Source organism: Anaerococcus hydrogenalis, assembly GCF_002871895.1.
Lineage (GTDB): Bacteria > Bacillota > Clostridia > Tissierellales > Peptoniphilaceae > Anaerococcus > Anaerococcus hydrogenalis.
The window spans coordinates 141856-156654 of sequence record NZ_PNHP01000004.1 but is presented as its reverse complement, the minus strand read 5'-3'; the positions used below and the strand labels follow the sequence as shown (position 1 = coordinate 156654).

At 30.4% G+C, this 14799-nt stretch carries 12 protein-coding genes; 10 read left to right on the top strand and 2 right to left on the bottom strand.

The features are described 5' to 3' along the window. Positions 1-130: 130 nt before the first annotated feature. The gene (locus CJ192_RS06990) at positions 131-2806 is read right to left on the bottom strand and encodes a cation-translocating P-type ATPase (protein WP_102198282.1); all 2676 of its coding nucleotides are present in this window, start codon (positions 2804-2806) and stop codon (positions 131-133) included. A gap of 176 nt (positions 2807-2982) precedes the next feature. Next, positions 2983-3486: an LURP-one-related/scramblase family protein gene (locus tag CJ192_RS06985; RefSeq protein WP_102198281.1), complete on the bottom strand. Its 504-nt coding sequence runs from the start codon at positions 3484-3486 to the stop codon at positions 2983-2985. Positions 3487-3641: 155 nt separating this feature from the next. On the opposite strand from CJ192_RS06985, the gene CJ192_RS06980 reads away from it, so the two are divergent. From CJ192_RS06980 to arsA, 10 genes are all read left to right on the top strand, one after another. Further along, a complete protein-coding gene (locus tag CJ192_RS06980) occupies positions 3642-5009 on the top strand; it encodes a TrkH family potassium uptake protein (RefSeq protein ID WP_102198280.1) in 1368 nt (455 codons plus the stop codon). A 9-nt stretch (positions 5010-5018) separates the two neighbouring features. After that, on the top strand, positions 5019-5684 hold the full coding sequence (locus tag CJ192_RS06975) for a potassium channel family protein (RefSeq protein WP_102198279.1): 666 nt from the start codon (positions 5019-5021) through the stop codon (positions 5682-5684). 794 nt (positions 5685-6478) lie between these two features. Further along, entirely contained in the window at positions 6479-7165 is a 687-nt protein-coding gene (locus CJ192_RS06970; protein WP_004814374.1) for a zinc metallopeptidase, read from the top strand. A gap of 342 nt (positions 7166-7507) precedes the next feature. Then, positions 7508-7972 carry a CtsR family transcriptional regulator gene (locus tag CJ192_RS06965; protein WP_004815965.1) on the top strand — a complete coding sequence of 155 codons (465 nt, stop codon included), beginning with the start codon at positions 7508-7510 and terminating at the stop codon, positions 7970-7972. 4 nt (positions 7973-7976) lie between these two features. Next, positions 7977-8552: a transcriptional regulator gene (locus CJ192_RS06960; protein ID WP_004815966.1), complete on the top strand. Its 576-nt coding sequence runs from the start codon at positions 7977-7979 to the stop codon at positions 8550-8552. Continuing rightward, positions 8549-9517 carry an ATP--guanido phosphotransferase gene (locus CJ192_RS06955; protein ID WP_102198278.1) on the top strand — a complete coding sequence of 323 codons (969 nt, stop codon included), beginning with the start codon at positions 8549-8551 and terminating at the stop codon, positions 9515-9517. Before CJ192_RS06960 ends, CJ192_RS06955 begins: the two co-directional genes overlap by 4 nt. After that, positions 9517-11928, top strand: a complete 2412-nt coding sequence (locus CJ192_RS06950) for an ATP-dependent Clp protease ATP-binding subunit (protein WP_102198277.1) — start codon at positions 9517-9519, stop codon at positions 11926-11928. Before CJ192_RS06955 ends, CJ192_RS06950 begins: the two co-directional genes overlap by 1 nt. Before the next feature lie 329 nt (positions 11929-12257). Further along, on the top strand, positions 12258-12572 hold the full coding sequence (locus CJ192_RS06945) for an ArsR/SmtB family transcription factor (RefSeq protein WP_004816047.1): 315 nt from the start codon (positions 12258-12260) through the stop codon (positions 12570-12572). Between the two features lie 84 nt (positions 12573-12656). Next, a complete protein-coding gene (arsD, locus tag CJ192_RS06940) occupies positions 12657-13025 on the top strand; it encodes an arsenite efflux transporter metallochaperone ArsD (RefSeq protein WP_102198276.1) in 369 nt (122 codons plus the stop codon). Between the two features lie 18 nt (positions 13026-13043). After that, positions 13044-14786: an arsenical pump-driving ATPase gene (gene arsA / locus CJ192_RS06935; protein WP_004816068.1), complete on the top strand. Its 1743-nt coding sequence runs from the start codon at positions 13044-13046 to the stop codon at positions 14784-14786. Positions 14787-14799: the final 13 nt, after the last annotated feature.

Below are 14799 nucleotides of genomic sequence, written 5' to 3'. Positions count from 1 at the left end.
TAAAAAAGCAGGAGTTGGCCCTCCTGCTTTTTTGTGATTATCAATATCTTGTCATAACTTTTTGTCACTTACATTATACTAATTAACCAAAAAAAGCAAGAATTAAAACTCTTGCTTTTTAAAAAATATTTTATTTTTTTCTAGCACTAATTTTGCGAACTTCTCCTAAAATTAATGGGATAAAGGCGAGGGCTAGAATTATTATCCATTGCCAGGTGATAAATTCTAATTCAAATAAATATCTAAGTGGTCCTACATACATTACAATTAAAAGTAGGGCAAATGATAAAAGATTTGCTTTTATTAATTGCTTGTTTGATCCAATTCCCAATTCTTTTAGGGTATATTTTGTACTTCTTACAGAAAATGCTCTTAAAAGCTCACTTGTAATTAAGGTTGCAAAAACCATTGTGTGGGCTCCTTCTATATTTCCTGGGAAAATCCATTTAAGTCCTATCAAATAAGATGCTAAAACTGAAAATGTAATTGCTAGTGATTGAACAATTAGTGAATTTTTCAAATCTCCAGAAATTATTGATTCTTTCGGATCTCTTGGTTTTCTTTCCATTATATCTTTTTCTCCTGGTTCAACTCCAAGGGCAAGTGCTGGGAAAGCATCTGTTACTAGATTTAACCAGAGTAGTTGGATAGGTGTAAGTGGAGAAGGTAGGCCAAATAGAATTGACAAAAATACAATCAAAACTTCTGCAATGTTACATGAAAGTAGGAATGAAACGAATTTTCTGATATTTGAGAAAATTATTCTTCCTTCTTCGACTGCATTTACAATTGTTGCAAAGTTATCGTCAACCAAAATCATATTTGCTGTATCTTTGGCAACGTCAGTTCCTGTAATTCCCATAGAAATTCCAATATCAGCGTTTTTAATTGCTGGAGCATCGTTTACTCCGTCTCCTGTCATGGCAACTATTTCTCCGTTTTCTTGGAGGGCATTTACAAGTTGAACCTTATTTTGTGGAGATACTCTTGCAAAAACTCTTTTTTCTTTGGCAATTTCTCTGATTTCATCATCACTCATATTATTTAATTCTTTTCCCTCGATAGCTTGGTCTTTGGAATCTGCAATTCCCAAATCTCTTGCTATGGCGAAGGCTGTTTCTAAATAATCTCCAGTAATCATTAGAACATCAATTCCTGATGAGTGGCATTCTGCTACTGCTTTTTTAGCCTCTGGTCTTGGTGGATCTATCATTCCAGTAAGACCTACAAATACCATTTCTCTTTCTATATTTTCGCTTGTCAATTCTTCATTTTTTATTGAATCAAATTCCCTAAAGGCGTAAGCCATTACACGAAGAGCTTGTTTGGCAAGATTTTTATTTTCATCCATTGCCTTTTTCTTTAAATCTTCAGTGAAATCTACAATTTCTCCATTTAATAAAATTTTTGAAGAATTTGAAATAATTATATCTGGAGCTCCCTTTGTCATTGACTTATAATTTTCTTCAATGTTGTGGAAGGTTGTCATCATTTTCCTGTCAGAATCAAAAGGAATTTCTTCAAGTCTTGGATGTTTATCTTCCATATCTTCTTGAACAATTCCCCATTTTTCAGAAAATGTAAGCATGGCTCCTTCTGTTGGGTCTCCAATGATTTTATATTGGTCGCCCTCACGAGTTAGGTCAGCATCATTACACAAAGTTGAAATTTTCATTAGAAGTTTTATATTTTCTTCATCTTCTATTTTTTCATCGTCAAGTTTTATTTGACCTTTTGGCTCGTATCCACTTCCTTCAACTTCATATTCTTTTTCATTTGTCCAAACTTTTGTAATGGTCATCTCGTTTTGAGTCAAAGTTCCAGTTTTATCTGAACAAATTGCTGTTGTCGCTCCTAGTGTTTCTACAGAAACTAGAGATTTTACAATGGCTTTTCTTTCTGCCATCCTGTTCATTCCTATTGATAAAACAATTGTTACAACTGCAGTAAGTCCTTCAGGAATTGCCGCAACTGCAAGAGAAACTGCAACCATTAAGTTTTCTAATAAGGAATCTCCAGTTCTAAAATATCCAACAACAAATACAATTATACAAACGACAACTACAAGTATTGCCAAAAGTTTTGATAATTTATTTAATTGTCTTTGTAAAGGTGTGTCCTTATCTTCAACTTGGTGAAGGCTTGATGCAATTTTTCCCATTTCTGAATCAGATCCAGTTTGAGTTACAATTCCCTTTCCGTGACCATAAGTTACTATTGTTGATGAGAAAGCAAAATTTTCCCTATCACCAATTCCTACCTCGCTGTCATAAATAACTTCAGAATTTTTTTCTGCAGCTACAGATTCACCAGTAAGAGAAGATTCATCGATTTGTAAATTTGATGATTCCAATAAACGCATATCAGCTGGAACAATATCTCCAGTTTCAATTACAACAATATCTCCAACAACCAAGTCCTCTGCCTTAACTTTTATTTTTTTTCCATCACGAATTACACTTGCCTCGGGTGATGACATTTTTTGTAAGGCCTCAACAGAATCTTCAGCTCTTCCTTCTTGAATAATTGACATGATTGCATTAATAATTACAATTGCAATAATTATAAAACACTCAACAGTATCTCCAGTAAAGGCTGATACGATTGATGCAACTATCAACAAAATTACCATAGGGTCAATAATTTGTTCGGCGATTTTTTTGCCAAGAGATTTTTTCTTCTTGGATTCAATTTTATTTGGGCCGTTTTCTTCAAGACGTTTAGCTGCAAGATCTTTTGATAATCCTCTCGCACTATCAGAGTCAAGTTTTTTTACAAGATCATTTTTTTGACCTAAATAGTCCATTTCTACCTCCTTAAATTTTTTATTTTTCATTACAAAAAGAAAAGACTTCTGGCATATGCCAAAAGTCTTGCTACCAGATGGTTTATTCAACCGGGTTAAACCGTAATGACGATTGAATAATTAAGCTACTCCCTCTTGTTGATATAATTATATATCAAATATTATAAAAATCAATCTTAATTGCTAGATGCAGCTGCAGCTGCATCATCCCTATCTTTCATTTCATTAATGCAAAGGCAAAGGGCGATTAAAAGTAGGCTATAATTTTCATCATAAACTGTAAGCTCGTATTGGTCGGTAAGGGCGAAAAATTTCTTGTTCATTTCTGCAATCATATCGTTTTTGTAATAAACCTCAAAATCATGGTCCATAATAGAACCCTTTAGAGAAAATCTTTCCCCTTGGTAGTTAATTTCGACCTTTCTTTTTAAAAAAGATAATTTCTGATTTATTTCCATATGACTTCCATCATAAAAATCTACATAGTAAGTTTGAAGAAAGGATAAAATTTTTTTGGAAATATCAAACAAAATATTTCCTTCCATATCTTTTAGTTTAGCCTTATAGCCAACAAATTTAAAATCTTGATCAAAAAAATAAACTTCATTTCCATTTTCATCCAAAATTGGATATTTATCTGTAATTTTAAAAAACTTTTCCTTAAAATAATATTTTTTCATAAAAAACTCCATTTCTTTGATAATTTTATACCCCAAAATAGTAAAATAAAAAATATGGAAACTCTAATGTGTTGACATTTATAATATAGGGTATAAAATTAGATAAGATAGGCCTAAAATAGGCTTTGATTTATTAATTTATATAAGGAAAGAAAATGACAAATATTAGAAAAAATAAAGAAAATTTTTTGGAGAAATTATCGGATAAGATTACATCGAATCCACCCTTGTATTTGACCTTGGGTTTTGCAATCTTAATTCTTATAGGTGGATTTATTTTATCTCTTCCGATTTTTACAAGAAGTGGCGAGCCTACAAATTTAATAGACTCAATTTTTGTAGCAGCATCTGCATCTTGTGTAACAGGACTTACAACGGTAAATACAGCCGAGCATTGGAACTCTTACGGCCACCTTTTGATTTTATTTTTAATTCAAATTGGAGGTCTTGGTGTAATGACTTTGGCCACACTTTTTCCCCTACTTTTGAGAAAAAAAATTGGCCTAAAATCAAGACAAATTTTAAAAGAGCAATTAAATATAGACACCCTTCAAGGAATTATGAAATTATTTAGGTATGTTTTGGTTTTTACATTTTTAGTAGAATTTTTGGGAGCCTTTATATTATCCCTTCGTTTCGTACCGATTTTTGGAATGGCAAAAGGCTGGTGGTATTCAATATTCCATTCGATTTCTGCCTTTTGTAATGCAGGTTTTGATCTTTTGGGAGATTCAATTTATCCCTACAGAAATGATAATTTGATAAATGTAACCTTAATGAGCCTAATTGTAATTGGTGGGCTTGGTTTTATGGTTACAGCTGAATTTTTTAGAAAAAGATCCTTCAAAAAATTATCAGTCCATGCTAAATTGGTTTTTATAATAAGTGCTTTTTTAATTGTAATAGGAACACTTGCCTTTTGTTTGATTGAAAGACAAGTTGGGGGAGTTTTATATAAAGAAGGGTTTAAAAATTCTATAATGCAAGCAGCCTTTCAGTCAATTTCTGCAAGAACTGCAGGATTTTATTCAGTAAAATTAAATCAAATGCATGACACTAGTGTTTTGCTTTTGATAGTTTTGATGGTTATAGGAGGATCACCAGGATCAACTGCCGGAGGATTAAAAACTACAACCTTTGGTGTTTTGGTCTTATCAACAATTTCAATTTTTAAAGAAGAAGATGAGGTTACAATTTTTAAAAAGCACATAGATTCAAAAACTATTAGAAAGGCCCTTGCCATTATAATGGTTTATTTAGGATTGATATTTTTTGTAATTTTTATCTTATCTATGAGCGAGAATTTTAAGGTTTTAGATATTTCCTACGAGGTAGCATCAGCATTCGGAACAGTTGGAGCAAGTAGGGGAATTACGGGTGATTTTTCAAACCTTGGAAAAATTTTGATAACTTTAAGTATGTATTTGGGAAGGATTGGTCCAATGACTATGGCTTATTCAATTGGACTTAAATCAAAGACAAAATATATTAGATACCCAGAAGCAAATATTAGTATAGGTTAGGAGATAAAAATGGATAAAAATGTAATAGTTTTAGGACTAGGAAGATTTGGAGAAAGAGTTGCCACAAAACTTTTTGAAGATGGTTTAGAAGTTATGGCAGTCGATAAGGATTATGATTTGGTACAAAATATTGCTGATAAGGTAACAAGTGCAGTCCAATGTGATATTGCAAATGACAATGCCCTTGAAGAATTGGGGATGGGAAATTTTGATGTTGCAGTAATTGCAACAGGAGAGAGTCTTGAAGCTTCAATGGCAGCAACGCTTTATGCAAAAGACCATAATGTAGGAAAAATTATTGCCAAGGCAACTTCTAGAAATCATGCTAGAATTTTGAAAAAAATTGGAGCAGACCAAATAATTTTCCCGGAAATTGATATGGGAGAAAAACTTGCAAGAAGTATAGCAGGATCAAACCTTCTTCAATTTTTCCATTTTTCTGATGATTATTCTATGCTGGAACTAAAGGCCTTTGATGATATTGTTGGAAAAACTTTGGCAGAAATAGATTTTAGAAAAAAATATAGGATGATGGTTATAGCCTATAAAAGAGATGGGGAATTGGTTATAAATCCTGATGCTAATTGGAAAATTCAAAAAAATGATACCCTTGTTTTGTTAGGTGATAGTGAAAATTCTGAAAAACTTCAAAAAGAAGTTGATAAGTACAAATAAAATTAGGAAAACGAAAACTATAAGGATAAGCCTTGAAATTTAAAGGAAAGAAAAACATTAAAAAAAAGTTTGCATTTTTAAAAAATCATGCTATAATAATATTAGCTAGTAAATAGCTAGGTTTTTCATTATTAATTCCTTATAGTTTTCCCTATAGAAAACTAGGACTAACTTATTCTTTTCTATATTATAAAAAGGCCTTTAGGGTCTTTTTATTTTGCCTAAAATTCTTCAAAATTTTTATTTTTGCAAATTTAATTAATGAGATCCCTCCACTTCGGTCGGGATGGGAACTTCTTCGTTTGAATTTATATATAATAATAGTTTTAAAATTTCTCAGATAATTATTTTAATTTATCCTTTAGCACAAATATAAATCCAATAATTCCCCATCTCGAGCAGATAATTATGCCTTGATTTGGCATAATTATCCCTAAAAATTAGTGCGAGAGCACGGAAAAGTTTTCGAAGAAAACTGCAGTCTGTTGACAAACTAAAAATTTTTCCATTTCGAGCGAACGTAGTGAGTCGAGAAATCTCATGAGATCTCTCCATGCGTTCGTTTCACTCACTTAGTCGAGATGGTACGTAGCTTAATTTTTATTTTATAATAAAATATTAGCTAAAACTATACTTTGTCTACGCTCTGAAGTTTTCGAAGAAAACTGTTTTTATTAGTCGAGAGATCTCTTTATTACTTTTATATTTTAATTTTCTATTTCCCTGTATTTTATTTTTAATTATTGAAATAAAAAATCCCAATAGTATATTGAAAAAAATAAAAGGAGAAAATTATGTTTTATTTTGACAGAACTTATGTTCTAGTTTTGATTGGACTTCTTATTAGTAGTCTGGCTCAAACTAATATTCAAAGAAAATTTGATAAGTATAAAAAAATAAAAACTCAAAAATCTATAACAGGTTTTGATGCGGCAAGATATATTTTGTCTACAAATTCTTACAATGATATTTCTATTAAAAAAGTTAGAGGGTCCTTGTCTGATTATTTTAATCCAGTAAGTAAGGAAGTAGCCTTATCGGAAACTTCTATGACTGATACATCAATTGCATCTCTTGCAGTTGCAGCTCACGAATGTGGACACGTTATCCAATACAAAGAAGGCTATATTCCATTAAAGATAAAATCCTACATAGTTCCAGCTGTAAATCTTGGATCAAAGTTATCATTTCCTATGATTTTGTTGGGAATTTTTCTTTCTATGGGAAAATTAATTACTATTGGAATATTTTTATTTTCTTTTGTATTAATTTTTCAAATAATTACCCTTCCGGTAGAATTTGACGCTTCAAGAAGGGCCTTAAAAGTTTTAAAAGAATCTGGTATGCTTGTTGGAGTTGAAAATGATTATGCAAAAGATATGTTAAAATCTGCTGCCCTAACTTATGTAGCAGCGACAATTTCAACTGCCCTTCAATTTTTAAGACTTTGGATTTTGTTTGGAAACAGGAGAGATGATTAAATAAGGATAAATTTTTATACTAAGACTATAAACAAATCCTCAAGCACGAATATCTGACTCCAAAAATTGTTGATTTCTAAATTTTAAAATTCTAAAATCGCAAACTCGCTAATGCTCATACAGTGCGATTTTTAACGAATTTTTAAATTTGAAATCAAATCAATTTTTTTCGTATGATATTCTTAGCGTGAGGATTTGTATATTTCGTAAAGAAAATAAGGCTAAATTTTTTAGCCTTATTTTTTTATATTTTTTTAGAAAGTCATTATTCTTGAATCTATACTATTTTAGTGTACAATAAAATAAAAGGTCAGAGAAAGTCAAAGAAATCGAGGTAGATCTATGGCAGGATTAACGTCTGATATAGAAAAATTCTTGAAAGCCCTTTTGGAAAATGCTCAAGAAGGTTTTGTAGAAATTGGCAGAAATGATTTAGCAACAAGGTTTGAGTGTTCTCCAAGTCAAATTAATTATGTGCTTTCTACAAGATTTACTCCATACAATGGATATTTAATTGAAAGCAAAAGAGGCGGCAATGGCTTCATAAGAATTATTACTATAGTCGAAGATGAAGATGATTATATAAAATATATTATTAAAAATTTAGATAAAGAACTAACTGAAGAAAGAGCGAAAAGTTTTTTTACAGAACTTTTTAACAAGGGATATATGGACGAAAAAGAATTGGGAATTGCAGTTTATGCAACTCTTGATAAGTCGCTTATGAATGTAGAAAAAAATAAGAGAAATTTAGTAAGGCATGATATAGTAAAAAATATTTTACTTAGCTTTCTAATAAGGAGTTGATTATATGAAATGCGACAGATGCGATAATGAAGCAAGTGTTACTGTAAAGGCACTTATAAATGGAACAGAGCACAACTTTCACCTATGTAATGATTGCGTACAAAAATTATCCAAGGGTGAAGTTACAGGTTTTGAAGATTATAAAGAAGTTGATATAGATAATTTTGATTGGAGAAGTTTGGTTGAAAAATTTGTACCAAGTCTTGACCAAATTATAGATTCTTATTATGATTATAAAATTTCCAAAAATAATTTCTCTTATGATTATTTTTCATCATTAAAAGAGGAGCATTGCCCAGAGTGTGGAAATTCTGTGGCAAATATAAGGGCTGGGATTTTTGGCTGCCCACATTGTTATGAGCTTGATAAAAAAATTTCCAGAGAGGTTTTAAAAGCTGTAAATAATTTGAAAAAATATGATGGAAAATTCCCAAGAAAACATAGAGATTTTAGGGAAGTAGCAATAAAGATTAAGAATTTGCAAGAAGAATTGCAAAAGTCAGTTGAGATTGAGGATTTTGAGAAGGCTCAAGATCTTAAGGAAAAAATAGATGAATTAAATATGAAGGTGAGAAATTGATAGATTATTATAAGGACATAATACTTGAAAACAACTTATCTTTGAAAAGAAATATTGAAAATTATAACTTCCCCAACACCATGAATGAGAAAGATTCTCTAGAAATTATAGAAAGTTTTAGGGAAATTTATGGGGATGATTTGATATTAATCGATGAATTAGATGAGATTACTTTAAATAAGTTAATAAATGCGGGAATAATTTCTCCCGATTCTATGAATAAGGAAGCGGTTATAGGCCTTGTTTTTTCTGATGATCACATACTTGTAATAAATGATGGCGACCATGTTTCTATTAATATTACAAATTTTGGAGAAGAGATTAAGCTTGCCTATGATAGGGCCATGGAGATTGAAGGAGATTTGGATAAAAAATCGGATTTTTCTTTTTCTCCCCAATATGGTTACCTTACAAGTTTAGGAAGAAATTCTGGAGATGGGATAGAAATTAGACTAAAGATGTTTTTGTTTGGACTTTTGGATAATAGCCAAGCTTATTTATCACTAAAATCAAGTCTTGCCCATGAGGGAATTTACCTTACAAGATTTATTCCAGAATATTTTAAGTCCTATGACGATGATATTTATATTTTAAAAAATTTCGGAAATTATAGGAAGGATATGGGAGAGTATTTGGAAAATTTTGAAAATATCCTAGATACAATAGTCAGAAATGAAAGAAGATTTAGGAGAGATTATCAAAGTCTAAATGGGATAAATGATGAAGACATAAAGGATACTATAAAAATTTTGGAATATAATCTTTATAGTAAAAATTTAAAAAGCTTAACTAGCATGGTAAATTGTCTTTATGATTTGAAAAAATACAATGTTTTAGGATTTTCTACAAAATTATCCAACCAAGAAATTGATTATTTGATTTTCAATATTACAAAGAATAAGTATAAGGGAAACCGAGATGAAGAAAGATATGAATTTTTTAATTCATATATGGAGGCTAGATAATGGAAAATAATAAATTAAATAGGCTAACGGGTCAGGCCCGAAGGGAATCTTATTCTCTTAGCCATGATTATATAGGTGTAGAACATTTGCTTTTGGCCCTTATGAAAACTGGTTCTCTTGCAACAAAGGCTTTGGAAGAGGCAGGGGCAAATTACGAACTTTTAAGATCAATTGTAATAAATAATATTGGCAAGGGGTCTGCAGTAAGACCTGCAAAAGAATATTCAAATAAGGTTATGCAAATTTTAGATAGGGCAAGGCTTTTTGCCCAAAAAAGAAGAAAAGTTTCTGCAAGTGAGGAAGATGTTCTTCTTGCAATTTTAAATGATGATGATTCTTTTACAAATCTTATGTTTATGCTATCAGGTCTTGATAAAAAAATCATCAGGGATAATTTAATTCGTTTGCAAAATGAAGAAAAATCTACAAATTCATCCAAAAGTTTGGGGGAAAATCTTAAGAAATTTGCTAAAAATTTAAATGAATTGGCAGAATCTGGAAAAATCGACCCAGTTATAGGAAGAAATGGAGAAATCGAAAGAGTTATCCAAATTCTTTTAAGAAGAACAAAAAATAATCCTATTTTGATAGGAGATCCTGGGGTTGGAAAAACTGCTATAATTGAAGGGCTTGCTCAAAGAATTGTTGAAGAAAAAGTTCCCCTTATTATAAAGGATAAAACTATAGTTTCCCTAGATCTTGCAAGCATGATTGCAGGAACAAAATACCGTGGAGATTTTGAAGAAAGACTTAAAAAATTATTTGAAGAACTTGAACAAAGAGAAGATGTAATTTTATTTATTGATGAATTTCACATGGTCTTGGGAGCTGGTGCAAGCGAAGGTTCTATGGATGCGGCAAATATTTTAAAACCAATTCTTGCCAAAGGTGATATTCAAATAATTGGGGCAACAACAATTGATGAATATAGAAAACATGTAGAAAAAGACCAAGCTTTGACAAGAAGAATGCAACCAGTCCATGTAGAAGAACCAAATAAAGATGATACGATAAAAATAATTGAAGGATTAAAAGATAAGTATGAAGACCATCATAAGGTAGAAATTACAGATGAAGCCATTAAGGCAGCAGTAGATTTATCACAAAGATATATTCAAGATAGGTTTTTGCCAGATAAGGCGATTGATGTAATTGATGAGGCTTGTTCAAAAGAAAGAATAAAAAATTACAGGGAAAACAAAGATCAAACTTCTAAAAAAGGAATTTTAGATAAACTTATAGAAGAAAAGACTCAAGCTATAAATGAACAGAATTTTGAAAAAGCTGCAAGTCTTAGAGATCAAATAAAGGAAGCTCGAGAAGAGATTGAAAAAGAAAATAAGAAAAATAAAATCGACTTAAAAATCGGTTTTGACCAAATAGCAAAAATAGTTTCAGATTGGTCAAAAGTTCCAATAACAAAATTAACTGAAGATGAAAAACAAAGATACATGGACCTTGATATTGACCTTAAAAAAGAAGTTATAGGTCAAGATAAGGCTATAGATGCTATTTCTCACGCCATAAAAAGATCAAGAGTTGGACTAAAAGATCCAAATAAACCAATAGGATCATTTATTTTTGTAGGACCAACAGGAGTTGGAAAAACTTATCTTGCCAAATCTTTGGCAGAAAATTTATTTGGAGATATGGATAATCTAATAAGGATGGACATGAGTGAATATATGGAAAAATTTGCTGTGTCAAGACTTGTTGGATCTCCTCCAGGATATGTTGGTTACGAAGAAGGTGGTCAGCTTACAGAAGCTGTAAGAAAACATCCTTATTCTGTAATTTTATTTGACGAGATTGAAAAAGCCCACCCAGATATTTTCAATTTACTACTACAAATTTTAGATGATGGACGTTTGACAGATGGTCAAGGAAGAACTGTAGATTTTAAAAATACAATAATAATTATGACCAGTAATGTTGGAGTTTCATCTCTAAATCAAAATCCAAAAATAGGTTTTGGAACCGGAGATGTTGATAAAGAAATTGACGATTCAAATAAAGAAATAATAAATAAGGCAATAAAAAGCGCCTTTGCTCCAGAATTTTTAAACAGGCTTGACGATATAATAATGTTTAATTCCCTTGCTAAGGATGATATCAAAGAAATTACTAAAATAATCTTAGATCAAACAAAGAAAAGACTTGAAGATCTTGGAATAGAAATAAATTACAACAAGAGAGTTGTTGACTTACTAGCAGAAGGTGGATTTTCAAAAGAATATGGAGCAAGACCACTCGAACGTCACATTACAAATAAAATTGACAACCAATTGGCAGAAGAAATCTTGGAAGGAAAATTATCAAAAGATATGGTAATAAACCTTACAGTGAAAGAAGGAAAAATAAATTTTGCCAATAAAAAAGAAAAAATAAAAGAAGGAATACCTGTTTCTTAAAAAATATAAAAAACTACTGTAAGATTTTACGTAGTAAGAGTGTAGACAAACCCTCAAGCACGAATATCTGACTACAAAAATTGTTGATTTCTAAATTTCAAAATTCTAAAATCGCAAACTCGCTGACGCTCAAACAGTGCGATTTTTTAATGAATTTTTAAATTTGAAATCAAATCAATTTTTTTCGTATGATATTCTTAGCATGAGGATTTGTATACTTTGTTAAAAGCTTGGCTGCTGTAATAATTTTATAGCAGTTTTTTTAATAATTTCAAAAACATATAGAAAAACTTCTATATGTATGGTAAAATAAATTTGTGGAGGAAAATATGGATAAAAAAATGGGCGATAAGTATGTTAACATTTCAAAAAAATTAAAAGTTCTTAGTGATCCTAAAAGGCTTGAAATAGTAGATATGTTATCATGTGAAGAGCTTTGTGCTTGTGAAATACTAGAAAAATTTGATATAAGTCAACCTACCTTATCAAGTGATATGAAAAAACTTGAAGATGCGAACATAATAAAAAGTCGCAAGGAAGGTAAAAATGTATTTTATATTGTAAATAATGAAAGTCTAAAAGAGCTTGAAAAATTATTGGGACAAATATTTGAATCTAGTCCAGATTGTATTTGTAAGGAATAATTTTTTTGGTCAAATACATAGATAAATTTAAATATATCTATATTTATTTTAAGATTTCCTCAAAAAAATTAAAAGGAGAAGATTATGAAAAAAATTAGAATATATGAACCAGCAATGTGTTGTTCAACAGGAGTTTGTGGGGTAAGCGTAGACCCTGAGCTTTTAAGGATGTCAAGTTTAGTAGAAAAATTAGAAAAAAAAGGAGTAGATATAAAAAGATTTAATCTTAATAGTGCCCCTCAAGAATTTGTTGAAAATAAAAAAGTAAATGAAATTTTAAATCAAAAGGGAGAAGATGTACTTCCTCTTACAATGGTTGATGATGAAATTATAAAAAGTGAAGGCTATCCTTCAAACGAAGAATTTGAAGAAATTTTATCTATAAAACTTGATGAAAAAAATGAAGAAGAAAGTTCTTGTGGATGTTCTTCTGATAGTGGATGTTGTTGCTAACTTTTAGAAAGGTGTTTTATGGAAAAATTTAGTCCCGACAAAATAAAATTAGGAAAATATATATTTTTTACTGGCAAGGGAGGAGTTGGAAAAACATCAACTGCTTGTGCTACAGCTGTCAATTTATGTGATAAGGGATCTAAGGTTTTATTAGTAAGTACAGACCCAGCATCAAATCTTCAAGATATTTTTGTAGAAAAATTAAATAACAAGATTACAAAAATTGAAGAAGTAGAAGGCTTATTTGTTGCAAATTTAGATCCAATTAAGGCAGCAGATGAATATAAGAAAAGCGTAGTATCTCCTTATATTGGAAAACTCCCAGATAGTGTAATAAATAAAATGGAAGAAGAATTATCTGGATCATGTACTGTAGAAATTGCAGCTTTTAATGAATTTGCAAAATACATTACTGATAAAGAAACAAAAGAACAATACGATTATATTGTTTTTGATACAGCTCCAACAGGTCACACTTTAAGAATGTTACAACTTCCACAAGCTTGGGATAATTTTATTGAAGAAAATACTCAAGGAACATCTTGCCTAGGTCAATTGTCAGGCCTTGAAAGTCAAAAAGGAATGTATAAAAAGGCTGTAGAAACTTTATCTGATAATGATAAGACAAGTTTAATCCTTGTAACAAGACCAGAAGATGGTCCCTTAAAAGAAGCAGGTAGGGCTTCAAAGGAATTAAAAGATATTGGCATTAAAAATCAAATATTATTATTAAATGGCCTATTAACTATACATGATGATAAAATATCCAAGGCATATTATGAAAAACAAAAAGAATCCCTAGAAAAAATGCCAGAAAATTTAAAAAAATTACAAAAATATCTTATAGCTTTAAGAGGATATAATATAACAGGAATTTCAAATCTTAGGGCCTTGTTTGATCAAGATTTTTATACAGAAAATAATTTGGAAGATGACATTAAAATTGATAAAAAACTAAAAGATATTATAGATGATTTGTATAAAAACGATAAGAAAGTTATATTCACAATGGGAAAGGGTGGAGTAGGAAAGACAACTGTGGCTGCTGCCATTGCCCTCGGACTTTCTAAAAAAGGAAAAAAAGTTCACCTCACAACAACTGACCCAGCAGATCATTTAAAATATACAATAAAGGAAAATGAAAATTTATCAATAAGTCATATTGATGAAAAATTAGAACTTGAAAAATATAGGAAAGAAGTTTTACAAAAGGCAAAAGAAACTATGTCAGATGATGACCTATCTTATATAGAAGAAGATTTAAGATCACCATGTACACAAGAAATAGCAGTTTTTAGAGCTTTTGCAGAGGTTGTAGAAAAAAGTGAGGAGGAGATAGTTGTAATTGATACAGCTCCAACTGGACATACTCTTTTATTATTAGAATCAACCCAAAGTTATAATAAAGAAATAATGCGTTCTAATGGTGATATTCCAGAAGCAACGAAAAAACTTTTGCCAAGACTTAAAAATGAAAAGGAAACAGAAGTTATTATTGTGACTCTTGCAGAACCAACTCCAGTTTATGAAGCTTTAAGACTCGAAGAAGATTTAAAAAGAGCAGGGATATTTAATAAATGGTGGCTTATAAATTCCTCATTGTATGCTTCAAATACAAGTAACAAAATCTTAAAATCAAAAGCAAATGAAGAAGTTAAGTGGATTAATTATTTAGACGAACACACCAATAAAAATCTTGCTTTAATTGCTTGGAATCCCAAAAAATTAAGCGGAAAAATTCTTGAAGATATTATTGATTAGTTTATAAATTTAA